The sequence below is a fragment of the Methylocaldum sp. 14B genome (assembly GCF_002005105.1).
Classification (GTDB): domain Bacteria; phylum Pseudomonadota; class Gammaproteobacteria; order Methylococcales; family Methylococcaceae; genus Methylocaldum.
The window spans coordinates 19,227-43,064 of the sequence record NZ_MSCV01000036.1 but is presented as its reverse complement, the minus strand read 5'-3'; the positions used below and the strand labels follow the sequence as shown (position 1 = coordinate 43,064).

Below are 23,838 nucleotides of genomic sequence, written 5' to 3'. Positions count from 1 at the left end.
ATCGCTTCAGTTGCAGACGAGGCCCGTATTGACGACCAGGTGAAGCAAGGCCGAGTCTGCGGTGATCGGGTTGCTGCGGAACACGGCGGTGAGCCGGTGGATCCCGGCCGACAGCGTCGTCGTGAGAGTCGCGGAGCCGCCGTTCAGAGGGGCGCTACCCAATTGCGACGAGCCGTCCATGAAAAAGACATTGCCGGCCAGGTTCGGGTCGGAAACAGTCGCGGTCAGTGTCGTCGATGTTCGCGAACTTGCCGGGTTCGCCGATGAGCTGAGAGTCATCCCAACCGAGGACGCACTGAGCTTGAACACGACCGCATCCTCACCACCTTTGTTCGCCGTTTGAAAAGCGCCGGTAGTCGTCTCAAAACCGCCAGCGTCTTCCGTCGCTACGTAGGCGTTGCCAGTGCTGTCGACGGCAATCGCGTTACCGGCTCCGGAGGGCAGGCCGTCATCCACATCGCCTCCCGGTGTGGGGCCGGTTCTGACGAACGCGGAGTAAAGAAGGACATTCCCGGCCAAGCCGATTTTCGATACGAAAAGAGAATCTTCACTGTCCTGTTGTTTGCCGGGCTGAAGCGAATCGATCAGCGGAAATGTGTACGTGCTGGCAAGTCCCGTCACATACGCATGCCCCACATCATCAATGGCTATGCCATAGGCGACGTCTCCGCGTATCTGGAAGGCGTTGAATACCGAATAGCAATAGCGGGTACAGATTTCGCCCCCGAGAAACGACGCATAGGCGAATCCGTCTCCCCCCGGCAAGAGCTTTGCGACGAAAGCATTACCCAGGCTCGAGTTGGTGAGAAGGTACCCGGACTTGGTGGGCTGAAAGGCGTTCTTGACGGGGAAGTTGCTGGAGTAGGTTTCTCCCGCCACGTAGGCGCTACCTTGGGTATCGACCGCGATGGCGTTCGCCGAGTCGTCCATGGAACCGCCGAGGTAGGTGGAGAAAGCGAGCGCCGTGCCCGAGGCATTCAGCTTGGTTACGAAACCGTCCTGTCTGCCCTGACGCGTTGCCTGCAAAGCATTCGTGGTAGGAAAGTTATCCGACGTCGTCGAGCCCGCGACATAAGCATCGCCGCTAACATCGACGGCGATGCCTTTGCCCGCATCGGTGCCGTTGCCGCCGAGAAAGGTCGCGTAAACCATCCCGGTGCCGTTCGGATTGAGCTTGGCGACAAAGGCGTCGGTGCCGCCCGTGTTGTCGCTGGTCGGCTGAAAGGCGTCCGGAGTCGTAGTGAAATCCGGAGTGGCGCTGCCGGTGAGGTAAGCGGCGCCAGAGGCGTCGACGGCGATGCGGGTGCCGGTTGCGCCAAGGACATAAGTCGAATATACGAGCCCGGTGCCGCTTGCGTTCAATTTGGTGACGAATGCGCCTCCGCCCGTCACGCCCGATTGGTAGGCGCCGCTTGTCACGGGATAATCGCTGCCGGTGGTCCGGCCGGTGACGTAAGCGTTTCCGGCTTCGTCGACGGCGATACCCGTCGCCCAATCCAAGGTGTTTCGTCCCCCCAGATAGGTGGAATACACCAGGGCCGATCCCGTCGGGTCGATCTTGGTAACGAAGACATCCCTATCGCTGTTGCCCAACGACCGGTCGTAAGGATTCTTGAGCGGAAAGTTGGAAGAATACGTATACCCCGCAACGTAGGCGTACCCTGCCGCATCAACGGCAATGGCAGTGCCGGCGTCGTCCGAGGTTCCTCCGATGTAGGTCGAATAGCTCAGCACCGGGTCAATGACCAGAGGTGTTCGCGTATCGTAGGCGGCGACACTAAAGCCAACTTGGTTTTCTGCCATACGGACGTACTGTCCTTCGACCGCTCGTTTCTCTCCTTCTGCAAGCTGGTAGACGAACGGCCGTTGAAAGATCAATTGCCTGCTTCCGGTGTGAAGCACCAGATTTCCGTCGTCATCGATCTCGATACGCTCGGGACCTTCAAAAGCGATCCTGATCTGTGCCGGATCGCCGCCCGGCGAGACAACCAGGTCATATTCCAGATGCCGCTGGTTGCCGTAATAGACGAGGTCGATGCCAGGATAGATTGCGGCTAGCGGACCTGGGCAAAACTTTCGATGCCGCTGAGATGCCTGGAAGAGTCGGAGCCCCTGAAATAGCTGGTCTTGCCGGGGAGTGGGTCGATGCCTGCTACCGCGGCATCCCGGCGTGCTCCGACAAAGCGCATGCGGAGTGTGTCGAGTGCAGGTTCGAGTGGGCTACCTGCCAAATCGACGACCGCTTCCGAATGCATCAATAACACTCGGTAGCCGGCTCCCCGCGCGACGAAGTCGACCGCATCGTCGGCTTGGCCATGGTTCTTCTCGAAGGCCATGGGCAACTTTCCGTAGCTTCTCAGAATCAGGCCGGAATCGAGACCCTGGTGCGACGATGCCGCGGATTCGACGGCCCTGCCGCTCGTCGTCTCATTGCCATCCGGCCGCGGATCAGCCGCGATGCAGGCGGCGCAAGCCAATAAACCCGAGACAAGTCCCAGACCTTTCAAAAATAGGCTCATTCCTTTTCCCCCGAAGTGATGGTCGATGGCTAACCTTCATGAAAGGTGCGCTAGCTGCGGCGCGGTACAAGCGAAGTCCTCACCGCAAGTTGTTCTTATTCCTGAAGAGTTGCTTTTTTCAGTAGCCGGAAGTATAGCTGCAATTTCCGGCCTATCTTGTCCGGCGGCAGCGCCCTTCCGTCCGAGCTGAATCAGCCGCCTCTATGAACTCTATGTGAGAATCCATGCCATTCCGTTATCAAAGGCATTGCTGTCGTATGTCGGCGTTAATCCCGCACTGTTCATGCGTGATCGATCTGGTTCCATAAGCTCCAAGGTCGACAAACCGGAGACCATGCAATAGCATGTCCCTTTGCAGTTACTTCTCGAGCGGAAATATCCGCGGCTCTCCGGAAGTCGTTCTAGCCAATGTCAGTCAATTCCTCATCCCACCACAAGCTTCGTGCGCGAGTTATCGCTCCGGCGCGTTTGCACATGGGCTTTCTCGATCTGGGCGGGTCCTTGGGGCGGCGTTTCGGCAGTATCGGCGTCGGTGTCAACGAAATCGCGACGAGACTATCGATGATGCCTTCGGATCGGCTGACCGCGCACGGACCCGGCGCGGATCGGGCCATCGCTGCCGTCAACAAGTTCGTCTCCGCGCTGGAGCAGGATTTCGCGGTCGAGATTCGGATCGAGGATGCCATACCGGGGCACATCGGACTCGGCTCCGGCACGCAGCTCGAACTGGCCGTAGGTATGGCTCTGTCCCGGCTTTACGGTCTCGACCTGTCGGTGCGCAATCTCGCTCCCATTGTCGAGCGGGGCGCACGCTCCGGCATCGGTATCGCCGTATTCGAGCAGGGCGGCCTGGTGGTCGACGGCGGGCGCGGCGAAAACACGGTCATCCCGCCGGTCGTCGCTCGCCTGGAATTTCCCGCGGACTGGCGTCTCATTCTGGTGTTGGACGAGCGGGATCTGGGCTTGCACGGCAAGGACGAGATCGAGGCTTTCCGCGCCTTGCCGGTTTTTCCCGCCAAGGAAGCCGCGCATCTCTGTCATTTGCTGCTCATGAAAGGCTTGCCCGCATTAGTCGAGCGCGACATCCGAGGTTTCGGCGAGGTGATCGCGGAGTTGCAACGTTCGGTGGGCGATTATTTCGCACCTGCTCAGGGCGGACGCTTCACCAGCGCCGGCGTCGCCAAGGCCTTGGCTTTTCTCGAAGCTCAGGGCGCCGTCGGCATCGGTCAGAGCTCCTGGGGGCCGACCGGTTTTTGCCTGGTTGAGAACACGACGCGCGGGGAAACGCTGGTCACCGCGGCGCGGCGGCAGTTCGCCGGTACGGCGGGTCTCCGGTTTCTGCTGGCCACCCCCCGCAACAAAGGCGCGGATGTTATGTTGGAGCGAACGAATGCGTCGCGCGAAAAGACGTTGCGTTTATAGCCGCGGCGCGTCGGCGGCGAAGCCATTGAGCGATCATTGGAAAGTTTGCGCGACCTATCGGAACGCCTGCTGCTGATCGGCTGCTCGGCGCGAATGCTGGCGCAATCGGCGGCGCGTGCCGGAATTCGGCCGGTCTCGATCGATCTTTTCGCCGATCGGGAAACACGCGCCTGTTCCGAGCGCTGCGAAGCCGTCAACGGCGCCGACATAGGTTTCGAGCGGGAAAGCGTCTTGCGAGCCGCCGAGCGGCTTGCTCCGGCGGAGCTCGGATACGCTCTGGTTTACAGTAGCGGTTTGGATGCCGATCCCGGCATTTTGGAAGGACTTGCGCAAGGGCGGACGCTCTACGGCAATTCGCCGGAAATTCTCCGTTTATTGAAAACGCCAGATGCCTTCTTCGATCTGCTCCGGCAGCTCGATATTCCTTACCCGGAATCCAGCCGAACGTGGCCGCCCGATCCGGAGAACTGGCTGTTGAAGTCCGCTCGTAGCGAAGGCGGCAAGGGTGTGCGTTTTTGTGCCCGAGCGGAACCGGATTCGAGCGGCTATTACCAGCGCAGGCTTCCCGGCAAGGCCATGTCCGCCCTGTTTCTGGCGAACGGCGAAAATGCGCGGATCATCGGTTTCAACACGCTGTGGACGGCTGATTGTCATGTCGATCAGCCGTTTTTGTTTGCCGGCGCCATCAATCGAGCCGATCTGAGGCCGGAGCAGAGGCGGCAAGTGCAGGCGTACGTCGCTCGCCTGATCCGAGCGGTTCCGCTCAAGGGGCTGAACAGCCTGGATTTCATGCTCGATGGCGAGGTGTGCCGGGTTCTGGAAATCAACCCTAGGCCGAGCGCCACCATGGCCTTGTACGATGAGGATTTTTCACGCGGGTTATTGGCCGAACATATTCGGGCGTGCCGAGGGGGAATTCCGGGTGCTGCGGACACCGGCGGCGTCGCCCGGGCCTTCAAGGTTTTTTTCGCATCGCGGGAGCTCGACGTGTCCGAAACCATGTGTTGGCCGGACTGGTGTACGGATACGCCGGTGCCGCGCACGCTGATCGACGTTGGTCAACCGGTGTGCACCGTTCGCGCGGAGGGGGCCGACTGTCCCGACGTCGAACGTTTGATCGAGCTGCGGACAACCGAGCTGCACGAACGACTGTACGGCTAGTACAATCACCTTTTCTTCAATGAACCGGGCAAGAGGGTAACCATGCAACACACTGTCAGCGTTAACGCGCACGCGCTTCCCATCGTCAAGTATATGATCGCCAATGCCGACAAGCTGCGGCTCAAGATCGACAAGCTGGGAAACGGCTGCACCATCATCGACGCCGGTATCGAAGCGGTGGGCGGTCTGGAGGCGGGGCGCTTGATCGCGGAAATCTGCATGGGTGGACTTGGGAGCGTCACGCTTACTCACTCTTCAACCTTCAGTCGCTGGCCTCTGACCGTGAACGTTCATTCCACGAATCCGGTAATTTCCTGTCTGGGCAGTCAGTATGCCGGCTGGAGCCTGTCCCACGGAGAGGGCAAAAGCGCCTTTTACGCGCTCGGTTCGGGCCCGGCGCGTGCGATGGCGACCAAGGTCAAGGACGGCAACGAAGAGCCCGTCGAAGAGCTTTATAAGGAACTGGGCTATCGCGACCACGGCAAGGAGACGGCCATCGTGATGGAGGTCGACAAGGTTCCTCCGGTCGATGTGATCGAGAAAATCGCCAAGGCCTGCAAAGTGGATACGAGCGGGGTCAACGTCATTCTGACGCCCACTTCCAGCCTCGCCGGCGGCATGCAGGTCGTCGGCCGCGTACTGGAGGTCGCCCTGCACAAGGCCCATTCGCTTCATTTTCCTCTGGGAAACATCATCGACGGTACCGGAACCGCTCCGGTTCCGCCGCCTCATCCCAATTTCGTCAAAGCCATGGGGCGCACCAACGACGCCATTCTGTTCGGCGGTACCGTGCATCTGTTCGTGAAGGGCAGCGACGAAGCGGCCGAAATGCTGGCCAACGAACTGCCGAGTTCGGTTTCCCGCGATTACGGCAGGCCGTTTGCCGAGGTGTTCAAGGATTACAAGTACGATTTTTTCAAGGTCGATCCGATGCTGTTCAGCCCAGCCAGCGTCATTGTCACGGCAGTCGAGTCCGGCCGCAGCTTCCATGCCGGCAAGCTCGACGAAGCGCTCCTGGAACGGTCCTTCGGAGAATAATTTGGGCCGCATCGCGATCATCACCGACGATCCGGGCTGGCACGGCGCACGACTTCGCGAGGCATTGGCAGCGAAAGGGTATGGCTATTCCTATGTGTCCTTGACTGCCTGCCGGCTGAATCTCGAGTCCGGCGGTTTGCCGGTGCTCCTGCCGAGCTTCGAGGACGGCCTTCCCGACGGCGTTTTCGTGCGTGGCGTGCCGGGCGGGTCGCTGGATCAGGTCGTTTTCTACCTCGACGTGCTGCACGCATTGAAGCTGCTCGGGATTCCGGTATACAACGACGGTCGGGCGGTCGAGCGCACCGTGGACAAGGCCATGACCAGTTTCATGTTGCAGTGCGCCGGCATACCGACGCCGCCCACCTGGGTGCTGGGCAGCCGCGAAGAGGCACTCGATCTGGCCGAGCGGGAGTTGCGCGCGGGCCATCAGCTCGTGTCCAAACCTTTGTTCGGCTCCCAGGGACAGGGCTTGCAGCGATATGAAAAGCCGGAGGACCTGGCGGGGCTGAGCGATAGCAGCGGCGTTTTCTACCTACAACGTTTCGTGAGTTGCGGTGAACAGCCCCACGACTTCCGCGTATTCGTCATCAGGGGCAAGGCGGTGGCCGCCATGCGGCGATGCGGTGTGAGCTGGCTGAACAACGTCGCTCAGGGCGCTCGCTGCGAACCGGTGCGTCTCGACGATCTGCTGCTGTGCCGATTGGCGGAGGATGCGGTAAAGGTTTTGGACATGGGCTACGCGGGGGTGGACATCATCCGCGATCACCACGGTCGGTACAGCGTGCTCGAGGTCAACAGCATTCCGGCGTGGAAGGGCTTGCAGAGCGTCAGTAAAGTATCGATCGCCGATTTGTTGGTCGACGACTTCCTGTCGCTTTGTCACCCCGAGCCTCACGGGGAAATCCGGGTTCGGTGACGTCGGTTCCGATGCCTATTCAACGGGACGCTTTATTGTCCGCTTACCTCGATGCCTGCGAGACGGAGCTTCGCGCCTTCAAGCCGGGGAACGTCAGCATTTATTCCGAGGCGCACGATATGACCGTGGAGGACTTCCGGCGTAGCGCCGCGGCCAGCGGGCCTTTCTTGTGCGACTCCGATCTTTCCCTGGGCGAGAAGATCTATCACGCGACTCGGGCGACTCGCGAGGTCGTCCCCTGCAATACCAATCTCGGCATCATCCTGCTGGCCGCGCCCCTGTTTCTGGCGGTTCAGGAGATTCGCGAAGGCGAAACGCTCAGGGATGCGCTCCGGCGGGTTCTCGGTGCGACGACGCAAGCCGACGCGGACTGGACTTACAAGGCCATACGGCTGGCGCAGCCGGGCGGCCTCGGCGAGTCTCCGGATCAGGATGTTCGCGACGCGCCGGAGGTAACTTTGCTCGAAGCCATGCGTTTTGCGGAACATCGTGATCGCATCGCTTATCAATACACTAATTCTTTTGCAGATGTTTTTGATTTCGCGATTCCACGTTATCATAGGAAATTGTCCCAGTGGGGCGATAAAGAATGGTCGGCAGTGGCGGTGTTCGTAGGCTTACTCAAGCATATTCCCGACAGCCACATCGAGCGTAAGTTCGGCGCTCGATATACAGGGATAGTTGCCAGCCGAATGGCGCAGATCGATAAGGCGTTATCCGTTTCCGATAGACCGGAACAAGTCATGCCGCTCCTCCGAGAAGTGGATGCGGAGTTCAAGTCCGGCGGAATCAATCCGGGTACGACGGCCGATCTCACAGTAGCGTGTTTGCTGGCCGTGCGCCTGGAAGCGTTGCTGGGCCAGCGCAAGCGAAAGACGGGCTGTTTTCTGGAAGCGTAGAGGCACGTCGGCACAACAACAGGGATTTTTTATGCTTCGCTTGGGGAGGAGGATATGGCAGTGTCGTTACTTCGAAAGTTTTTTCTTTTACCAAAGAGGAGTTAGCAATGGGGAAAATCAATAAGATGTTGGTGGGTGAGGCTCTGTGCGGCGGCGGCAACGAAATCGCCCACATCGACCTGATCATGGGACCGCGCGGCAGCGCCGCAGAGACGGCTTTCGCCAACTGCATCACCAATAACAAAGACGGATTCAGCAGCTTGTTGGCCGTAGTCGCGCCGAACCTGATGGCCAAGCCGAACACCGTTATGTTCAACAAAGTCACCATCAAGAACGGCAAGCAGGCTACCCAGATGTTCGGGCCTGCACAGCGCGGCGTTGCCATGGCTGTGGCCGATTGCGTCGAAGACGGCACCATTCCTGCCGACGAAGCCGACGACATTTTCGTCTGCGTAGGCGTATTCATCCACTGGCTGGCTGAAGACGACGCGAAAATCCAGGACTACAACTACGAAGCCACCAAGCTGGCGATCAAGCGCGCCGTTGCCGGCGAGCCGAAGGCAGCCGAAGTTGTGGCTCAGAAGGGTCAGATCGAGCACCCCTTCGCAGCGCACAAATAATCGCGCTTGTCGAAAAAACGTTGCCCCGGCACCGGGGCAACGTTTTTTTTTCGTCCGTAAGTCACGAATTCTCGGACTTTCCTCAAGTCACCGCCTCCTCCGAATCCTCGATCACACGCCCGATCAGCCGCGAGTCAATAGTGCCGGAATGCAGGGCGCTGGCTAGCAACACGCCGGCCGTTTCCATGGATTTAAGCCGTATCAGATCTTGTTCGTCCCGCACGCCGCCGGCTACGATGAAGCGTCGGTGGGGATGTTTGCGTCTGAACGACGCCAAACGGTCGAAGTCGGGACCCGCCGTACTGCCCACATGGGAGAGACTCATCAAGATCACGGTTTCCGGCCAAAGTTCCGGGCTGTACAGCAGTTGCTCAGCCCCTAACAAGCGGTCGCCGAGAAAGTCCAGCGACAAGATGAAGTCCGGATATGAACGGGCCAGAAGCGGCAAAGATTCCTCGGAAAGCGATTCGCTGCCGACGACCGATCGGGCGTGCTTTTTAACTGGAAAAGACTCCAGTTCGCTGAGGCGTGGCAGTCCTCGATCCATCCAGAATTCGACCTTCGGAAAGCAGTGCTCCAGCTCGACCGCCAAATTAGTTTGGGGGTCTTTGCCCATGAGCGCATCGAGATCGGCGATATAGACCCTTTTGAACGGATACAAGCTGAGCAAACCGCGTATGACGGCCTCCGGTTTGGGAGTCGAACACAACATGCTTTGCAGCGGACGGTATTGCTCGCGCCGGCCTTCCCTGGCGTGCACGGCGACACCGCCCATGATGTCGACGACGGGGATGATGTCCATTTGATGCAGGAATGAAGATACTGGTTTTCGAATATATTACCGGCGGCGGGATGCTCGGCGAAGCGATTCCACGCTCGTTGGCGCAGGAAGGGGAGTTGATGCTTACGGCGCTCCTCAGGGATTTGTCCGACTTGCCGGATGTCCGGACGGTCGTGCTCAGGGATGCACGGCTCCCCCTTTCGGGCCGGAAGTTTTCCGGAGCCTCGTGGGTCTTTGTCGATCGGAAAGACGAGCTTGAGTGCCACCTTGTGGATCAGATCGAGCGTTGCGACGCGGTATGGCCGATTGCCCCTGAAACAGGCGGAATTCTGGAACATCTTTGCCGCCGGGTCGAGGTGGCCGGCAAGACGCTGTTGACCAGTCCGTCCGACGCCGTCAGCCTTTCCGCGAGCAAGCTGGCAACCGTGAATCGCCTGGAAAATAAAGGCGTGCCTGCCGTTTCGACCTACGCTCTGAGCGAATCGAATCATCTGCCATTCCCTTGGGTCGTGAAACCGGACGACGGCGTTGGTTGCGAAGGCGCCCGCATCATCGAAACCGAGGGGGTCTGGAAGACTTGGGCGGCCGAAACCGACGACCTTGCCCGGTATGTCGTTCAGCCTTTGATCGAAGGCGAATCGCTTAGCCTGTCCGCACTGTTTGCTCACGGGAAAGCGCGGCTGCTGAGCTGTAACCGGCAACGGATCGTCAGGTCGCGGGGCGGTTTTGCCTTGCGCGGCTGCGAGGTCGGCGCCATCCGGTCGGGTCTTGCCGCGTATCGAGCCTTGGCTGATTGGATCGCGGAGGCCGTGCCGGAGTTATGGGGCTATGCCGGGGTCGATTTGATGCAGTGCGAACAGGGGCCGAGGGTGCTCGAGATCAATCCGCGACTGACCACGTCCTACGCCGGGCTGCGGCAATCCTTAGGCATTAATCCGGCCGCGCTGGTTCTGGAATTGTGGCGGAGCGGAATCTTGCCCGAATTCGACGCGGAATCGGCAAAGCCCGTCGAGATTGGTTTGGAGACGTGAAATGAGCATTGAAATGATCGGCTGGGACATCGGTGGAGCCCATCTCAAAGCGGCGGCGTTGAACGGCGCCGGCGAAATCGTCGCGGTCATTCAGGAGCCCTGTCCCTTGTGGCTGGGCTTGGATCGACTGCATGGCGCCATGAGCCGAATCCTGGAAGCCATTTCGCCGAGACCGGGCTGCCGCCATGCGATGACCATGACCGGCGAGTTGGTGGATTTTTTCGAAAACCGGGAGCAAGGCGTGATTGCCTTGGTCGAAGCGATGATTCAGCGCTGTCGGCAGAATTCGGTGCAGGTGTTTGCCGGACACGACGGGTTTCTCGATGCCAATGCCATCACCCCGGAAAGTGTTCCAAAAATCGCTTCGGCCAACTGGCTGGCGAGCGCGCTCTGGGTGGCGGAAAATCTGCGCGATGCCATGTTCGTGGATATCGGGAGCACGACCACCGATATTGCGTTGATTTGCGGCCACCGGGTCGAAACCCGAGGCTATACCGATTATGAACGAATGCGTTACGATGAGCTGATTTATACCGGGATAGTCCGTACCCCGGCGATGGCACTTGCTGATCGGGCGCCCTTCGAGGGCGAGTGGATCGGTCTCATGGCCGAACATTTCGCGACCACTGCCGACGTCTACCGGATGTGCGGAGAATTGCCCGAGCACGCCGATCAGATGCCGGCGGCCGATAGCGGCGAAAAAACCGTCCAGGGAAGCGCCCGGCGTCTAGCTCGCTTGTTCGGGCGGGATGCGGAGTCGGCATCGTTGAAGCAATGGCGGCAGGCGGCCCGGTTCTTCCGCGAGCGGCAACTCGCGAAGCTTCGTTCGGCTCTGGATCGCCAGCTTTCGCGCGGCTTGATCGGCGACGATGCGCCTTTGATCGGTGCTGGCGTGGGACGATTTCTGGTGCGAGAATTGGCGGCACGATCGGGTTTTCCTTATAAGGACTTCAGCGAACTGTTTTCAATGTTGACGTCGCAAAACGATTTTCACGCTTCGGATTGCGCCCCAGCCGCAGCCGTAGCTTGTCTGGCATTGCGGGAGGTGGGGCGGACATGACGCCGAGAATCGAAGAGCTGCCTTATTTCGAGGACAGCGCCGCTTTGTTTCTGCCTTGGGCGGAGCGGCGCTGGGCGGTTTTTCTGGATAGCGGGTTTCCGCATAGCCGACAGGGACGTTACGACATCATCGCGGCGGATCCCGTCGCGACGCTGGTCACGCGCGGGCCGCTCACCGAGATTCGATCGCAGGGCTCTATCACACTGTCGCCGGATGACCCGTTTACCCTGGTCAAGCAATATCTCGGCGAAAAGGCTCCGCAGCTTCCGGGCCTGCCTTTCTGCGGCGGCGCTATCGGATACTTCGGCTACGATCTGGCGAGGAGGCTGGAGAAACTGCCCGACAAGGCCCTGGATGCGGAGAACATCCCGGAAATGGTCGTCGGCATCTACGATTGGGCGGTCGTCGTGGATCACTGGGCGCGCCGTACCTGGCTGGTCGCACAAGGGCGCGATCCCGCCCTCGCGGTACGCTGGCCCCACTTGGTTCAGGCCTTCAGCCAAATCCAGACCATCGGATGGCAGCAGGCCGACTTCTATCTGCTCAGCGACGTCGTCTCGAATATGAGCCGAGCCTATTATGCAAAGGCTTTCGGACGCATTCAGCATTACATTCGCGAGGGCGACTGCTATCAGGTCAATCTGGCGCAGCGCTTTTCGGCCTATTGCATAGGACATCCCTGGGCGGCCTACCAACTCTTGCGGCCTTACAATCCCGCGCCGTTCAGCGCCTATCTCAACTTCCCGCAGGTTCAGGTGCTGAGTTCCTCGCCGGAGCGCTTTCTCAAAGTGACCAACGGCATCGTTGAAACCAAGCCGATCAAGGGCACCCGCCCTCGGTCGCAGGACCCGCACGCGGACGCCGCCAAGGCGCAGGAACTTCGGGACAGCGTCAAGGACCGCGCGGAAAACCTGATGATCGTGGATCTGCTGCGCAACGACATCGGCAAGAACTGCGAGCCGGGCTCTGTCCATGTGCCTAGTCTGTTCGAGATCGAAAGCTACGCTACCGTGCATCATTTGGTGAGCACAGTCCGCGGTCGATTGTCCGAAGGACATAGCGCCGTGGATCTCTTGCGCGGCTGTTTCCCCGGTGGTTCCATTACGGGAGCGCCGAAGATTCGTTCCATGGAAATTATCGAGGAGCTCGAACCGCATCGGCGGGGCGTCTATTGCGGCTCGATCGGCTATGTCGGCTTCGACGGCAACATGGACAGCAACATCGCCATCCGTACCTTGGTGCACTCGGACGGTACGATCCGCTTCTGGGCCGGCGGCGGTATCGTGGCCGATTCAGTCCTGGACCAGGAGTACCAGGAGTGCTACGACAAAGCTACCGCCCTCTTGCATCTGCTCGAGCAATTCCAAGTCCAGAGGACCGGTGCCGATCACATGGGTCGTTAAGCTGGGCGGCAGCCTGGCCGACTCGGATACTCTCCCGTTCTGGCTGGATGCTTTGGTCGATGCGAACCTCGTCATCGTGCCGGGAGGCGGGCCTTTCGCCGACCAGGTCCGGTCGGCGCAGCAACGCTGGGCGTTCGGCGACGAGGCGGCTCACGCCATGGCGCTCTTGGCCATGGGGCAATACGGTTTGATGTTGAGCGGATTGTGCCCGAAGCTCGGAATCGCGAGCGATGTCCCTGCGCTTCGAACTTTGGTGGAATCCGGCCGCTCCACGATTTGGCTGCCCGGTTTGTCCCTGATGAACGATCCGGGCATTCCCGCATCTTGGGAGGTCACTTCGGACAGCCTCGCGGCTTGGCTGGCCGGACGTTTGAATGCCGCGAATTTGCTCCTGGTCAAATCGGTGGCGATCTTTTCAGACGATACTTCGTACGGCGGACTTGTCGCACAAGGCCTGGTCGATGCCGCTTTCGAGCGCTTTTCCGCCAAGGCCGCGTTCGCAGTCTGGCTCGGTCACCGGCAAGATCACCCGCGCGTGCGGGCAGGTCTGCGAGAGCCATCCCATGTCTTTACGCGCGTTAATCGCTCCGCCGGATAAAAAAGTTCCGGGTTTGATCGAAGTAAAAATGAATGCCCGTGGAAAGTGTGCACGCGGAACAGCCGGAATGTGCCGAGCGAACGAAGACCAGCGTGTTCCGTTAGGGATCTACTTTCTTTGCGCTCAGTAACACGATGGCGGCTCTTGGATGGTTTTTGGTGAAGACAGAGATTAAATCGCATGTCGATTAGAGTGCGTTATTTCGGAAGCCTCCGGGAAAAAATGGGGCGAGTGGACGACAGTCTTGCCGCGGAAGACATCGATACGGTAAGCGACGTGTGGAAAGCGGTGAGCGAAGGCCAATATCTGCCGGATCGTATCCTCTGTGCGGTGAATATGGACTATGCCGATCCGGACGCGCCGGTCAAGGACGGCGACGAAGTGGCTTTTTTTCCGCCGGTGACCGGGGGCTGAAGTGCTGATCGAGCTGCGCCCGACCGGAATCGACCCTTACTCGGAACTACAGCGCTATCAAACGGAAACACTGGGCCACACCGGAAAATACGGTGCGACCTGCTCATTTGTCGGCACCATGCGCGACTTCAACGAAAATGAGACAGTCCGGCACATGTTTCTCGACCATTATCCCGGCATGACCGAGCGGCAGCTCGAGAAAATCGTCGAAGAAGCCCAGACCCGCTGGTGTTTTTTGGATGCGCTCGTCATTCACCGTGTAGGCGAGATACTTCCCGATCAGCCCATCGTGCTGGTCGCGGTGTGGTCCTCCCATCGCGGCGCGGCCTTCGACGCCTGCCGCTACATCATGGAAGAGCTGAAAAGCCGCGCGCCGTTTTGGAAAAAGGAAACCCTGAAGGAAGGCGAGCGCTGGGTGGAAAAGAATACCAGCGGCTATTGACGAGTTCCGCCGGATGCGCGGATCGTAGGTCGGCAATCCTTTGTCGACGCCCAGTCATGTTTTTCCAGCCGCGTCATGTCGGGAAAGGATTCCCGACCTACATATCCGGATCCCTTACACTGAATCGGAAAACGCTCTACCGGCCGGAATTCGACAGCGGAGCGGCCAAGACCATCGCCCAATAAGGCGAGCCTCCGCCGCCGCTGCTCGCACAGGCGACACCGACTTCGTCGAAATCAGCCTCCATGATGGCGGAACAATGCCCGGTGCTGTCGAGCCAACTCCGCATGACTTCCCCCACCGTGCGCTGCCCCTGGGCGATGTTTTCGCCATAAACCTCCCAGTCATAGCCGGCTCGGGTAATGCGGTCCCCCGCCTTTCGTCCATCCCGGCCTCTGTGCGAGAGTCGGTCGTTGCGGCTCATCTCCTCGGCCTGTTTTTTCGCCGCTTCGAACAGCTTTTGATTCCACCGCAGCGGCTGCTTGGCGGGTCGAAATCGCTTCCGGCCGCAGTATCTCGGCTTGGCACGAACGGCTTTTAGTTCCTCGAGGATTTCGCGCCTGATGGTGTCGGCGGAAGGGCATCGGGCTGTTGGAGCTTCGCGGGCGAAGACGGGCAGTACCAAACCAGCGGTCAAAATCAGGCTAAGGACGAGTCGTGTCATATCGGTTTTTTGGGCTGCGCCATCTCCAAATACTGTTGTTCGATGTTCAGAAAAGCCGTTCCCAGTTCGCCTACGGCTCGATAGAAACGAGCGGACCGGGCTTCTTTCAGATCGCTGAAGAAGCGCATGATCCAAGGCGCCAAGTGTTTAGCGAAAAAATCCGCCTCGCGTCCGTCTGCCTCGATAATCAGAAGGCTCATCGCTTCGCACAGCGCGGCGACATGATCCTCGGGTTCTTTCGCCGATGCCTGCCGTTCTAAACCTAAGCTCCGAAGCTCGTCGCGCAAGGCGGCCAGAGGCTTTTCCATGAGAAAGCCGGTGAGATACCAGGAAGCATAGGGTAGCAACTCGCCGCGGGTCGGGCCTATGAACGCCGCTTGATATTCCTCGGCGAGCTCGATTTCGCCGGCATCGCGAGCGGCAGCCGCCAGCCGTTTCCAGGCTCGCGCCAGCGGCGGGTCGTTGGGACTCTCCTCGCATGGAATGGCGGCGATCCGTTCCAGCAGTTCCCTATCCGGTGCGGCAGCCAGAAGCCGGGCCAGCAGGCCGTAGGTTTCCGCCCGCCACAGATCCTCTTCCGGAAGGGGCGAGAGCGTGGTGTCGTTCATGGTTTTTGCGACAGGTGTTCGAAATGGGGCTTGACCCGGCAGTCGTCGCACATCAGAAGCCGACGGAGATTCGGCCCCTGAAACATCGGGTGGTGCTGCAAGCGCTGGGTGATGGTCTTGATCATGGCGGCGGTCGCGAAGGGCTTTCCGCACTCGACGCAGCGGAATACCGCCTCCTCATGCAGCAGGCGCACACGCCGCGCCTCCTGCTGATCGAAGAGATAACGCGGCGCCAGCGAGATGGCGTGTTCCGGGCAGGCTTTCTCGCACAATCCACATTGGACGCAATTGGCTTCGATAAACTTGAGTTGCGGGACGTCGTGTCCGTCGGCCAAGGCGCGTTCCGGGCAGACCGAGACGCAGGCGAGGCACAGCGTGCATTTTTCCTTATCCACCCGAATCTCGCCGAACGGCGCTCCGGCGGACAGGACTGTCGATTCCGGCTGCGACGGCGCTTGCCGGTATAGATGCTCGATCGCGAGGCGGATGACGGTGCGCTTGTCATCGTCCGCGGCGAAACGGGCGTGTGTCCGGCATGGCGAAGCAGGGAGCGGTTCAAGAGCACTTGGCCAATCCTCCGCGCAAATCAGGCGTATCGAATCGGACGGATAACCCATGCCGGACAGGATTTCGCCGGCGTAACCGATTTGCTCGGCCAGAACTCGCCGGGTCGGCTCGGTCAGTTTTCCGGCCGCCAATAAAGTCACGCGCTCGAAGCCGTAAGCCAAGGCGGACAGCCAAAAGTCCATGCCGCTCGCTCCCAGAGCTTCCAACTCATAGGGCAGAACATTCTCCGGCAGTTCGGATTCGTACTCGGCTGTCCAGGTCGCGCCCGCGCTGCTGTCGTGCAACAAGAGTTCGGGTCGGTCGCCGCCCGCCTCGAAAAAAGCGTCCAGCATGAGCCGCAAGCACTTCAAACTGTCTATCCGGCGCGGATACAGGTAATTCATCGCTCCCGAGGGACAAACCGTGGCGCACTCGCCGCAGCCCTGGCAGCGATAGGGATCGACCGAGACGCGATCGCCGCGGGATTCGATAGCCCCGGTTCCGCAGGCATCAAGACATGATCTGCAGCCCTCGATGCGGCTCGCGCCGTGAGCGCAGAGTTCGGGCCTATATTCGAAAAACTTGGGCTTGTCGAACTCGCCGACCATTTCGGCCAGCGCATTCAGGGCCTGTTCCCGCTTTTCCGCGTCTCTGCCCGGTGCGAAATAGCCGATCGGCGGGACGGGCAGATCGATAGCCGGTGGGTTTTGCAGATCCAGGATCAGATCGAAAGCGGTTTCCGGCGGCAGCAGGACAGTTCGGGCATCGATGCGTATCCCGCCGCAGCGCGCGTTCACCCGAAAAGCTCCGAAATGGCCTTCGATGTTTATGTCCGAGCATTGCCCGAGATAGGGAATCTCCCGGCTTTTCAATGAGTCGGCCAGCGTACGAGACGGGGCATCGGTAAACAGGACAAAGCGGCGCAGCATGGCCGGAAGGCGTTCCGTTACCGGGACAACGGCATCGCTGTCTCCGATGATCAGCAGGCGTCCGTTCGACCGGTACGATACCCATGTAGTCGGTTCGGTCTCGTAAGCGGATGCTGCTTGTTTGGATGCTTGCCGGGGACTAGGCCGGCAACTATCGGGTGATTGGAGCATTCGGGAGGGTGAAATCAGCTCGGGGATTCGGTGTCGCTGTCCGGAGCACTATGCGCCATGACCGGGGCGGCTGGCGATTCCGGCGAACAGGCTGTATCGGACAAGGACTCCCGAGCGCGTTCCAAGGCCCATCGCATGTCGGAGGTCATGAGTTCGCCGCGGGGCTCGAAAACGGTGTAGTCGCCGTCGTAGTCGTCCAGCCCGTCGCGCACGGCAAATTCCGGCCGTCGAAACAATTCGCGCAGGGCCTGTAGGTCGAACAATTCGCTCTCCGACCCCGCCGCCAGCCCATCTTGAACGACTTTCGGTGGCTCGGCCGGTTCGTTATGCTCTTTAGCGCTCAGCTTGTTTCTGGCCCAACGCTTGAAGAAAGAATCATGTTCCTGCATTTCGGCAACTGGGATTAATTCGGTTTTCGCGACTGGCGATGGAGACATGTGTTTGTTCCTTGCGACGAGCGCAAGAAGCTGGAACCGTGAACATTACCACCGTAGCCTTGGTTCTGAATAGGTCGTTTTCCAGCCCAACCGCATTGGGCCACGTTATTTCTTGGGAGTTCGCTTAATGCCGCTGTTCGGCAAATCCGTCGCCCGGAACGTTTATTTCCACGTAAGCCTGCTGGACACATTGGAGCCGGAATCGCGCGACGCGGTTCACGCCGCAGGCCACGTTGCTCAGATCCATCCGGGCGAGGACTACAACGTCGTCAAGCTGAACCGGGAGCAGAACGGCGTTTCGCTGCTCGATTATCCGGAATTTTTCGAGCAAGGTTTTCCGGTTCTCCGCCGCTACTGGACGGTCGACCTCGAAAAGCACACCGTCCGCTTCCGCACCTACGAGAACTCCCTCAACCCGCCGATATTGCATCGCAAGGAACTGCTTCTGCCCGCAAGCCATCCGCAACGGGAAATGTTCGAGGCTTTGACCTCAGCTGCCGAGCAAATCGGCCTGTTCGACGACCCTTGTCGCATCGGGTTCAAGCAAGCCTGGGAAATGCTGCTGGCGCAGCGCGGTTATCGGGTGGCCGGACATGATCTGGTACCTATCGGCAACGACGAATCGGATTCCCCTGGTCTCCTTACCTCTATTCCCCCCTTTGGAAAAGGGGGGCTAGGGGGGATTGGCGGCATCGCCCGCCACCTCACTGCGCTCACCCGCTACGGATTCTCCGCGCCGATCCAAACCCTCGCCCGGTTCGGCTTTCTGGACGGTTCGAAAACAGTGTTCGACTACGGCTGCGGACGGGGGGATGACGTGCGCGGACTCAGGGAAAACGGCATCGAAGCCGCCGGTTGGGACCCCTATTACGCGCCCGAGGAAACCCGGCGGAACGCCCATATCGTCAACCTGGGGTTCGTGATCAACGTCATCGAGGACATGGGCGAGCGCGTCGAAGCCCTGCAAGGCGCCTATCGGCTGGCGGAGGAACTGCTGGTGGTTTCGGCCATGCTGGCCAACCCGGACGCCGTGCGCGGCACGTCTTACGGCGACGGCATTCTGACTTCGCGAAATACCTTTCAGAAATACTATACCCAGTGCGAACTCCGCGCCTTCATCGCCGAAGTATTGGACGAAGAGCCTTTGCCGGTCGGCCCCGGCATCTTTTACGTCTTCAAGGACAAGGACGCCGAGCAGCGTTTCATGGTCGGACGGCTGGAGAATCGGCGGAACATCCTGCGACTCTCCCATCTCTCCCGCCCGGCAAAGCCGGCAAAAATCGGCAAGGCGGAAGCCAAGTATGAAGAACATCGCGAGCTCCTGGATTCGCTGTGGGAAAGCTGCCTGAAGCTCGGCCGCGACCCCGATCGCAGCGAGTTTCCACATTCGGGCGCCGTCGCCGCCCAGTTCGGCTCGCTGCCGGCGGCCTTGCGCTTCGTCAAGTCCCGCAAGGAAAACGCCGATGCCATCCTGGAACAGGCCCGGCGATCCCGCATCGACGACCTTCGCGTCTACTTTGCCTTGTGGCAGTTCGAAAAGCGGAAACCCTACCGCCATCTCGAAACCCGCTTGCAAAAGGACATCAAAGCCTTTTTCGGCGACTACCGGACCGCCCTCGAATCGGGCCGGGAACTCCTGTTCGCCGCGGCCAGCCCGGAGACCATCGAACGAGCCTGCCGGGAAGCCGCCGAGCAAGGCATCGGCTGGCTGGAGGAGGGCGAATCGCTGCAACTTCCCACGCGGCTGGTGGTGCAACTGCCCGCCATCCTGCGCGCCTATGTCGGCTGCGGCGTTCTTCTCTACGGCGACGTGAGCAGCGCCGATCTCATCAAGATTCATATCCGTTCCGGCAAGCTCACCCTGATGAGTTTCGACGATTTTTCCGGCAAACCGCTGCCGCGAATGCTGCAACGGATAAAGATCAACCTTCGCACCCAGGAGCTCGACATCTTCGATTACGGCGAGCCGTACGAACCGCCTTATCTTTACCGGAAATCCCGCTTCATCAACGAAGAGTTCCCCAATTACGCCGAGCAGCTGGCTTTCGACGAAGCGCTGGAAAACCTGGGAGTAGTCGACTTCAGCGGCTACGGCCCCAGCCCCGCGGAATTTCACGGTCGCCTCGAAGCCGCCCGCTGGACCATCGACGGCTTCCGCCTCGTCCGCAGCGGCAGCATTCCCAATTTAAACGCCCCTTGCGGACGTTATTTCACCTACCGCCAACTGATCGAATGCGGCGAGACTCAAGCCCGCACCGGCTTACCCAACCTGCCCAAGGAACCCGACAGCTATTCCGCGCTGTACGATCTCGCCGTCAACATTCTCGACCCGGTGATCGGCTATTTCGGGATGATCGAACTCACTTACGGTTTCTGCTCGCCGGAACTCGCCAAAGAGATTCCGGCCCGAATCGCCCCGGAATTGGACCAGCACGCCGCCCACGAACTGAACCGGAAAGGTAGACCGATCTGTCCTCGGCTCGGCGCGGCGGCGGACTTTTTGGTGCGGGACGAAAACACGGAAGAAGTCGCCCGCTGGATCATGGCGAACCTTCCCTACGACCGGCTGTACTACTATGGCCCGGACAAGCCGGTGCACGTCAGCTATTCGCAGAGTCCGGCGGGGGAAGCGTACGAGATGAGAGTGGTTGGAGGAAAAAGGGTGCCTAGAATTTTTGAGTGACGAAGTGTCAGATTCGTAGCGCTGTCCTGAGTACCTTTCCGTGGTACTATGCCTCCAGCTAGACTAAGGTTAGTCCACCTGCCGGGAGCACAGCATGCACCACGTCAACATTCACGAAGCGAAAACCCATTTCTCCAAGCTGGTGGATGCGGCAATGGCCGGCGAGGAAATCGTGATCGCGAAGGCCGGCAAGCCTGCCGCTAAGCTTGTCCCTTATCGCACCGAGACTCGAAAAACCATCCGTTTCGGCGTGATGAAAGGCGAGATCGAAATTGCCGAAGACTTCGATGCCCCCTTGCCCGATGAGATCGCCGCTGCTTTTGAAGGTAGCGGCCAGTGAGATTGCTGCTCGACACTCATGTGCTTCTGTGGGTATTGGCCGATGATGCTGCCTTATCCAATACGGCGCGTGCCGAGATCGATCGGGCAGAGGCGGTTTATGCAAGTGCGGCTTCGATATGGGAAATCAGCATCAAATCAGCTTTGGGAAAGCTCAAGATCGATCAGCGTTGTCTGCCGGATCGTCTGATCGAGGCGGGCTTTCTCCCATTGCCCGTCACCTGGGAGCATGCCAATGCCGTGCGGAAACTTCCCAATCTCCATCGCGATCCGTTTGACAGGATACTCATCGCCCAAGCGATTACCGAACCCTTGCGGTTCATGACCGCGGATCGGGCCTTGGCAGGCTACTCTGAACTGGTCGTTCTTATATAGGTCGGCCGGCTCGGTCGTTTTCGATTTCCGATACTACGGAGACAAACGAATTTCTCCGTCCTTGAAAACCGCCATCATCAGAGCGGCTCTTGCTCTGCAATTCCTCGGTGCTCAGCCCCACGTCACAACCCAACCGCAACATAGTGCCGATGCCAGGACAAGCGGCCAAGGTCCGGCCATAGGGCTTGGTCCTTTGGCCCAATGATAGGACGACCCGCCAAAGTTATGAGGAAACCGGCGGCGTTCGGGGCAGCAGTCATTTGCCGGGACGTTAAAACTCTGTAGTCACCGTCTACGCTCATTAGGCCTTCATCGAAAGCCCAATGGCAGAGGCGGCATAACGCCATCCCGTTTTGTACATCATCGTCCTTGAACTGACTCCACGGTTTGATATGCGCGGCTTCCACCGCAGTATGGCCGTCTGGCGTCACGATACGCACGCCACACAGCGCGCAGCGATGGTCATAACAGTTCACGATCACTCTTCGGAATCCTTGATCCCGTACGGCGTCGGCATAGGGCACTTCCGTGGATGGCTCTTTGATTTTGTGCGCTTTGGCCTCCAGCTCCAAGCTGTATCGAAAGGCTTGGTGTTGCACACCAAGCTCCGCCATCAGGATGGTTTGGCCTTGATCCGACAAACAGGCACGCAGGAGGGCGTCAGTCAGCTTGGTGCGACTCTCCGCGTACGTCATGTAGCGAAATAAGTCTTCATCCAAGTTAGCCCCCAAAGCCAACTGACGTAACTGCGAAACGCTAGAGACGCCATTGATAGCCTCGCGGCTGATTTGCCTTCCTGGCAAAGGTACCAATTCCCAAAATGGCTCACTGTGCAGGCGGGAGAATGGAAAAGCGATACTGCTGGTTTGGGTAATAGGCATCAGCGCCCGCCAGTAAGCGGAAAATAAGTCATTCAGCTCGGTAATTTCATCGGCAATGCTGATGAAGCGGGAAGTAATCTCTCCTCGCGCGATCATCTCCATGATGGCCAAGAGCAAAAGTGGTTTGTGCGGCGCTTTGTGGCGCGTAGTTTCCGGAAAGATTCGGTTCGGGGCACGCTTTAACTGGGCAAACTGGCGGTAGTAGTCTTCTAGTTCCATATCACTTTTTCCAATACGCTGCCTTGTCCGGCAGTATCCAGCGCACACCACCGCGCGGGTCGGCTTGGTCCCCTAGGTAGCGGGGGATGAGGTGGACGTGCAGGTGGAGGACGGTTTGGCCGGCAGCAGGCCCGTCGTTGATGCCGATGTTGAAACCGTCGGGTTGGAAGTGACCTAAAACGTCTTTCTTAGCCAAGTCGAGGAACTGCAACAGGCGCGCGCGCTCGTCGGCAGAGGTTTCGAAGAATGAGCCCACATGACGCCGTGGCATTATTAGCGTGTGGCCGGGGGAAACGGGATAAGCATCCCGGATTACGACACAGAGATCGTCACCTACGATTATGCGTTCAGGCGACAATTGGCAGAAAGGGCAGTCTTCGCTCATGGATTTTTACTCAAACGCTTCGGTGGCAACTATTGCCACTTAAAGTTTCCGCTAGGACTGAACCGCCTGCGCAACAATCAGCCAATACTTGACGACCGAGGCCATATCCCTGCCGACCCCGAGCCGAACCTTGGCCTTGTCTTCGAGCACGTTTGGGTTCTCGCACCAGGCTTGATAGCGTTTAGTCAGCGAACCGAAGCGCACGGGAATGGTTTCATGGCGTCCGAGGGTATATCTATCCGGGTTAAGCGGGATCATCTTTGTGGTACCGGTCATAGTTGCTTCGGATCTGCCTGCAATGTCCCCAAAACGACCTGGAGCTGTTTGATCAGGGGCGGCAGGTCGACGCGGATCAGGGCTTCGACGATGTCGTAGTCGACATCAAAATACTCGCGGATGATACGGTTGCGAGTGTCGGCTATGTCTCGCCAAGGCACGACCGGATGCTTGGCTTGGGTTTCCTGGGTCACGTGTTTGGCCGCCTCGCCCAGGATCTCCAAAAGCCGCGTTAAGGCCAGGGCGGTCTCGCAGTCGGGGTCGAGACGGCCCACCTCCTTGCCTTGGGCCAACTCGCAGGCCCGGCGTGCTGCATCGAGCATATGACGTATGCGGGCCGTGTCGTCGAGCTTAGGGCGTTTGCGTTCTACGCTCATACTGCACCTCGGCTTCTCTTGCCACTTCATCGCGGAAGTAACGGCTCAGACTCCGGTAGGTGTGTAGGTCCACGGGGCGCCCCAACAGATCGGAGAGATTGCGCTGTAACCGAACGAAACCCAAGCCCGGCGTGTGTCCCGGCTCGAATTCCACCAATACGTCTACATCGCTTTCTGGCCCGAAGTCCTCGCGCAGCACCGAGCCGAACAGGGCGAGCCGCTGCACGTGGTAACGCCGACAGAGGGATTGCAGAGCCTTTTGGGGAATTTGTATATGAACGGTCATTTGCCTATCCCGTACAGCGTAAACGCGAATACTCCAACAACCTCCAGCGGCACTCGGTCCACGGCTCCATTCATGAAAATTTTAGCGGTCTTGGGCATAGGAGATCCCTGTTTCGATATAAAACAAGCGTATACCGCAGATGTGGGACATTCACAACTTCAGGACGACAACACGAGCGGAAGCACGCCGTATCAGAACTTCCGTTACTCGTCGGCGGCAAACCTTCATCTTCTACCATGGAGGAATGGCGGGGCAGAAACTTGTATTCGCCTTTCGGCGGGCCGGACGGAAACTGCACATCGTCCTCGTCGAACCGAGATCAATCGGGATTCGGTCTGCAACAGCGGCGAAAATACTT

General features: G+C 59.4%; 28 protein-coding genes. 16 read left to right on the top strand and 12 right to left on the bottom strand.

Features of this window, described 5'->3' with window-relative positions:
* Nucleotides 1–6: 6 nt before the first annotated feature.
* Nucleotides 7–1,803 (bottom strand): SBBP repeat-containing protein, encoded by a 1,797-nt coding sequence (locus tag B2A78_RS21235; RefSeq protein ID WP_143735266.1) that lies wholly within the window; start codon nucleotides 1,801–1,803, stop codon nucleotides 7–9.
* 63 nt (nucleotides 1,804–1,866) lie between these two features.
* On the opposite strand from B2A78_RS21235, the gene B2A78_RS21230 reads away from it, so the two are divergent.
* Entirely contained in the window at nucleotides 1,867–2,058 is a 192-nt protein-coding gene (locus B2A78_RS21230; RefSeq protein ID WP_143735265.1) for a hypothetical protein, read from the top strand.
* Here the strand turns inward: B2A78_RS21230 and B2A78_RS21225 are convergent.
* A complete protein-coding gene (locus B2A78_RS21225) occupies nucleotides 2,055–2,519 on the bottom strand; it encodes a hypothetical protein (RefSeq protein WP_077732054.1) in 465 nt (154 codons plus the stop codon). The genes B2A78_RS21230 and B2A78_RS21225 overlap by 4 nt on opposite strands.
* A gap of 408 nt (nucleotides 2,520–2,927) precedes the next feature.
* On the opposite strand from B2A78_RS21225, the gene B2A78_RS21220 reads away from it, so the two are divergent.
* The 6 genes from B2A78_RS21220 (at nucleotide 2,928) to fae (ending at nucleotide 8,575) form a co-directional block, all read left to right on the top strand.
* Nucleotides 2,928–3,941 carry a beta-ribofuranosylaminobenzene 5'-phosphate synthase family protein gene (locus tag B2A78_RS21220; RefSeq protein WP_077732053.1) on the top strand — a complete coding sequence of 338 codons (1,014 nt, stop codon included), beginning with the start codon at nucleotides 2,928–2,930 and terminating at the stop codon, nucleotides 3,939–3,941.
* Between the two features lie 45 nt (nucleotides 3,942–3,986).
* On the top strand, nucleotides 3,987–5,102 hold the full coding sequence (locus tag B2A78_RS21215; protein ID WP_143735264.1) for an ATP-grasp domain-containing protein: 1,116 nt from the start codon (nucleotides 3,987–3,989) through the stop codon (nucleotides 5,100–5,102).
* A gap of 42 nt (nucleotides 5,103–5,144) precedes the next feature.
* Nucleotides 5,145–6,140 carry a methenyltetrahydromethanopterin cyclohydrolase gene (gene mch / locus B2A78_RS21210; RefSeq protein WP_077732051.1) on the top strand — a complete coding sequence of 332 codons (996 nt, stop codon included), beginning with the start codon at nucleotides 5,145–5,147 and terminating at the stop codon, nucleotides 6,138–6,140.
* A 1-nt stretch (nucleotide 6,141) separates the two neighbouring features.
* On the top strand, nucleotides 6,142–7,056 hold the full coding sequence (locus tag B2A78_RS21205) for a RimK family alpha-L-glutamate ligase (RefSeq protein ID WP_240502624.1): 915 nt from the start codon (nucleotides 6,142–6,144) through the stop codon (nucleotides 7,054–7,056).
* A gap of 11 nt (nucleotides 7,057–7,067) precedes the next feature.
* Complete coding sequence (locus B2A78_RS21200) at nucleotides 7,068–7,955, top strand: triphosphoribosyl-dephospho-CoA synthase (protein ID WP_077732085.1); 888 nt, start codon at nucleotides 7,068–7,070, stop codon at nucleotides 7,953–7,955.
* Between the two features lie 107 nt (nucleotides 7,956–8,062).
* Nucleotides 8,063–8,575 carry a formaldehyde-activating enzyme gene (gene fae, locus B2A78_RS21195; protein WP_077732049.1) on the top strand — a complete coding sequence of 171 codons (513 nt, stop codon included), beginning with the start codon at nucleotides 8,063–8,065 and terminating at the stop codon, nucleotides 8,573–8,575.
* An 82-nt stretch (nucleotides 8,576–8,657) separates the two neighbouring features.
* Here the strand turns inward: fae and B2A78_RS21190 are convergent, their stop codons facing one another.
* Nucleotides 8,658–9,377, bottom strand: coding sequence for a HisA/HisF-related TIM barrel protein (locus B2A78_RS21190; protein WP_077732048.1), 720 nt, complete (start codon nucleotides 9,375–9,377; stop codon nucleotides 8,658–8,660).
* Between the two features lie 11 nt (nucleotides 9,378–9,388).
* On the opposite strand from B2A78_RS21190, the gene B2A78_RS21185 reads away from it, so the two are divergent.
* The 6 genes from B2A78_RS21185 (at nucleotide 9,389) to B2A78_RS21160 (ending at nucleotide 14,304) form a co-directional block, all read left to right on the top strand.
* A complete protein-coding gene (locus B2A78_RS21185; RefSeq protein WP_077732047.1) occupies nucleotides 9,389–10,387 on the top strand; it encodes an ATP-grasp domain-containing protein in 999 nt (332 codons plus the stop codon).
* Nucleotide 10,388: 1 nt separating this feature from the next.
* A complete protein-coding gene (locus tag B2A78_RS21180; protein WP_077732046.1) occupies nucleotides 10,389–11,447 on the top strand; it encodes a hydantoinase/oxoprolinase family protein in 1,059 nt (352 codons plus the stop codon).
* Entirely contained in the window at nucleotides 11,444–12,850 is a 1,407-nt protein-coding gene (pabB, locus tag B2A78_RS21175; RefSeq protein WP_077732045.1) for an aminodeoxychorismate synthase component I, read from the top strand. Before B2A78_RS21180 ends, pabB begins: the two co-directional genes overlap by 4 nt.
* Nucleotides 12,828–13,448, top strand: coding sequence for an amino acid kinase (locus B2A78_RS21170; RefSeq protein WP_168175506.1), 621 nt, complete (start codon nucleotides 12,828–12,830; stop codon nucleotides 13,446–13,448). Before pabB ends, B2A78_RS21170 begins: the two co-directional genes overlap by 23 nt.
* Nucleotides 13,449–13,628: 180 nt before the next feature.
* Nucleotides 13,629–13,862, top strand: coding sequence for a molybdopterin converting factor subunit 1 (moaD, locus tag B2A78_RS21165; RefSeq protein ID WP_077732044.1), 234 nt, complete (start codon nucleotides 13,629–13,631; stop codon nucleotides 13,860–13,862).
* A gap of 1 nt (nucleotide 13,863) precedes the next feature.
* Nucleotides 13,864–14,304: a molybdenum cofactor biosynthesis protein MoaE gene (locus B2A78_RS21160; RefSeq protein WP_077732043.1), complete on the top strand. Its 441-nt coding sequence runs from the start codon at nucleotides 13,864–13,866 to the stop codon at nucleotides 14,302–14,304.
* A gap of 136 nt (nucleotides 14,305–14,440) precedes the next feature.
* On the opposite strand, the gene B2A78_RS21155 is transcribed toward B2A78_RS21160, so the two are convergent.
* The 4 genes from B2A78_RS21155 to B2A78_RS21140 are packed head-to-tail and all read right to left on the bottom strand — an operon-like array spanning nucleotide 14,441 to nucleotide 17,659.
* Nucleotides 14,441–14,968, bottom strand: a complete 528-nt coding sequence (locus B2A78_RS21155; RefSeq protein WP_077732042.1) for a CAP domain-containing protein — start codon at nucleotides 14,966–14,968, stop codon at nucleotides 14,441–14,443.
* On the bottom strand, nucleotides 14,965–15,576 hold the full coding sequence (locus B2A78_RS21150) for a molecular chaperone TorD family protein (RefSeq protein ID WP_077732041.1): 612 nt from the start codon (nucleotides 15,574–15,576) through the stop codon (nucleotides 14,965–14,967). The genes B2A78_RS21155 and B2A78_RS21150 overlap by 4 nt, the downstream gene beginning before the upstream one ends.
* Entirely contained in the window at nucleotides 15,573–17,222 is a 1,650-nt protein-coding gene (locus B2A78_RS21145; protein WP_077732040.1) for a 4Fe-4S binding protein, read from the bottom strand. The genes B2A78_RS21150 and B2A78_RS21145 overlap by 4 nt, the downstream gene beginning before the upstream one ends.
* Nucleotides 17,223–17,236: 14 nt before the next feature.
* Entirely contained in the window at nucleotides 17,237–17,659 is a 423-nt protein-coding gene (locus B2A78_RS21140; RefSeq protein ID WP_143735262.1) for a DUF3306 domain-containing protein, read from the bottom strand.
* A 127-nt stretch (nucleotides 17,660–17,786) separates the two neighbouring features.
* Here B2A78_RS21140 and B2A78_RS21135 point away from each other — a divergent pair, with 127 nt between their 5' ends.
* From B2A78_RS21135 to B2A78_RS21125, 3 genes are all read left to right on the top strand, one after another.
* Nucleotides 17,787–20,342 (top strand): DNA phosphorothioation-associated putative methyltransferase, encoded by a 2,556-nt coding sequence (locus B2A78_RS21135; RefSeq protein ID WP_143735261.1) that lies wholly within the window; start codon nucleotides 17,787–17,789, stop codon nucleotides 20,340–20,342.
* 94 nt (nucleotides 20,343–20,436) lie between these two features.
* Nucleotides 20,437–20,682 carry a type II toxin-antitoxin system Phd/YefM family antitoxin gene (locus tag B2A78_RS21130; RefSeq protein WP_077732038.1) on the top strand — a complete coding sequence of 82 codons (246 nt, stop codon included), beginning with the start codon at nucleotides 20,437–20,439 and terminating at the stop codon, nucleotides 20,680–20,682.
* Nucleotides 20,679–21,056, top strand: a complete 378-nt coding sequence (locus tag B2A78_RS21125; protein ID WP_077732037.1) for a type II toxin-antitoxin system VapC family toxin — start codon at nucleotides 20,679–20,681, stop codon at nucleotides 21,054–21,056. Before B2A78_RS21130 ends, B2A78_RS21125 begins: the two co-directional genes overlap by 4 nt.
* 122 nt (nucleotides 21,057–21,178) lie before the next feature.
* On the opposite strand, the gene B2A78_RS21120 is transcribed toward B2A78_RS21125, so the two are convergent.
* From B2A78_RS21120 to B2A78_RS21100, 5 genes are read right to left on the bottom strand one after another with little or no spacing between them, the layout of a single operon-like run.
* A complete protein-coding gene (locus B2A78_RS21120) occupies nucleotides 21,179–22,156 on the bottom strand; it encodes an HNH endonuclease (RefSeq protein ID WP_077732036.1) in 978 nt (325 codons plus the stop codon).
* A 1-nt stretch (nucleotide 22,157) separates the two neighbouring features.
* Nucleotides 22,158–22,541 carry an HIT family protein gene (locus tag B2A78_RS21115; RefSeq protein ID WP_077732035.1) on the bottom strand — a complete coding sequence of 128 codons (384 nt, stop codon included), beginning with the start codon at nucleotides 22,539–22,541 and terminating at the stop codon, nucleotides 22,158–22,160.
* A gap of 51 nt (nucleotides 22,542–22,592) precedes the next feature.
* Nucleotides 22,593–22,817, bottom strand: a complete 225-nt coding sequence (locus tag B2A78_RS21110; protein WP_077732034.1) for a DUF4007 family protein — start codon at nucleotides 22,815–22,817, stop codon at nucleotides 22,593–22,595.
* Nucleotides 22,814–23,194, bottom strand: a complete 381-nt coding sequence (locus tag B2A78_RS21105) for a HepT-like ribonuclease domain-containing protein (protein ID WP_077732033.1) — start codon at nucleotides 23,192–23,194, stop codon at nucleotides 22,814–22,816. The genes B2A78_RS21110 and B2A78_RS21105 overlap by 4 nt, the downstream gene beginning before the upstream one ends.
* A complete protein-coding gene (locus B2A78_RS21100; protein ID WP_077732032.1) occupies nucleotides 23,169–23,480 on the bottom strand; it encodes a nucleotidyltransferase family protein in 312 nt (103 codons plus the stop codon). Before B2A78_RS21100 ends, B2A78_RS21105 begins: the two co-directional genes overlap by 26 nt.
* Nucleotides 23,481–23,838: the final 358 nt, after the last annotated feature.

What these genes read in the sequence shown, in the direction of transcription:
- B2A78_RS21235 (WP_143735266.1), bottom strand. Translation starts at nt 1,803, where the DNA reads ATGGCAGAAAACCAAGTTGGCTTTAGTGTCGCCGCCTACGATACGCGA.
- B2A78_RS21225 (WP_077732054.1), bottom strand. Translation starts at nt 2,519, where the DNA reads ATGAGCCTATTTTTGAAAGGTCTGGGACTTGTCTCGGGTTTATTGGCT.
- B2A78_RS21220 (WP_077732053.1), top strand. Translation starts at nt 2,928, where the DNA reads ATGTCAGTCAATTCCTCATCCCACCACAAGCTTCGTGCGCGAGTTATC.
- mch (WP_077732051.1), top strand. Translation starts at nt 5,145, where the DNA reads ATGCAACACACTGTCAGCGTTAACGCGCACGCGCTTCCCATCGTCAAG.
- B2A78_RS21200 (WP_077732085.1), top strand. Translation starts at nt 7,068, where the DNA reads ATGCCTATTCAACGGGACGCTTTATTGTCCGCTTACCTCGATGCCTGC.
- fae (WP_077732049.1), top strand. Translation starts at nt 8,063, where the DNA reads ATGGGGAAAATCAATAAGATGTTGGTGGGTGAGGCTCTGTGCGGCGGC.
- B2A78_RS21190 (WP_077732048.1), bottom strand. Translation starts at nt 9,377, where the DNA reads ATGGACATCATCCCCGTCGTCGACATCATGGGCGGTGTCGCCGTGCAC.
- B2A78_RS21185 (WP_077732047.1), top strand. Translation starts at nt 9,389, where the DNA reads ATGAAGATACTGGTTTTCGAATATATTACCGGCGGCGGGATGCTCGGC.
- B2A78_RS21180 (WP_077732046.1), top strand. Translation starts at nt 10,389, where the DNA reads ATGAGCATTGAAATGATCGGCTGGGACATCGGTGGAGCCCATCTCAAA.
- pabB (WP_077732045.1), top strand. Translation starts at nt 11,444, where the DNA reads ATGACGCCGAGAATCGAAGAGCTGCCTTATTTCGAGGACAGCGCCGCT.
- moaD (WP_077732044.1), top strand. Translation starts at nt 13,629, where the DNA reads ATGTCGATTAGAGTGCGTTATTTCGGAAGCCTCCGGGAAAAAATGGGG.
- B2A78_RS21155 (WP_077732042.1), bottom strand. Translation starts at nt 14,968, where the DNA reads ATGACACGACTCGTCCTTAGCCTGATTTTGACCGCTGGTTTGGTACTG.
- B2A78_RS21150 (WP_077732041.1), bottom strand. Translation starts at nt 15,576, where the DNA reads ATGAACGACACCACGCTCTCGCCCCTTCCGGAAGAGGATCTGTGGCGG.
- B2A78_RS21145 (WP_077732040.1), bottom strand. Translation starts at nt 17,222, where the DNA reads ATGCTCCAATCACCCGATAGTTGCCGGCCTAGTCCCCGGCAAGCATCC.
- B2A78_RS21140 (WP_143735262.1), bottom strand. Translation starts at nt 17,659, where the DNA reads ATGTCTCCATCGCCAGTCGCGAAAACCGAATTAATCCCAGTTGCCGAA.
- B2A78_RS21135 (WP_143735261.1), top strand. Translation starts at nt 17,787, where the DNA reads ATGCCGCTGTTCGGCAAATCCGTCGCCCGGAACGTTTATTTCCACGTA.
- B2A78_RS21130 (WP_077732038.1), top strand. Translation starts at nt 20,437, where the DNA reads ATGCACCACGTCAACATTCACGAAGCGAAAACCCATTTCTCCAAGCTG.
- B2A78_RS21120 (WP_077732036.1), bottom strand. Translation starts at nt 22,156, where the DNA reads ATGGAACTAGAAGACTACTACCGCCAGTTTGCCCAGTTAAAGCGTGCC.
- B2A78_RS21115 (WP_077732035.1), bottom strand. Translation starts at nt 22,541, where the DNA reads ATGAGCGAAGACTGCCCTTTCTGCCAATTGTCGCCTGAACGCATAATC.
- B2A78_RS21110 (WP_077732034.1), bottom strand. Translation starts at nt 22,817, where the DNA reads ATGACCGGTACCACAAAGATGATCCCGCTTAACCCGGATAGATATACC.
- B2A78_RS21105 (WP_077732033.1), bottom strand. Translation starts at nt 23,194, where the DNA reads ATGAGCGTAGAACGCAAACGCCCTAAGCTCGACGACACGGCCCGCATA.
- B2A78_RS21100 (WP_077732032.1), bottom strand. Translation starts at nt 23,480, where the DNA reads ATGACCGTTCATATACAAATTCCCCAAAAGGCTCTGCAATCCCTCTGT.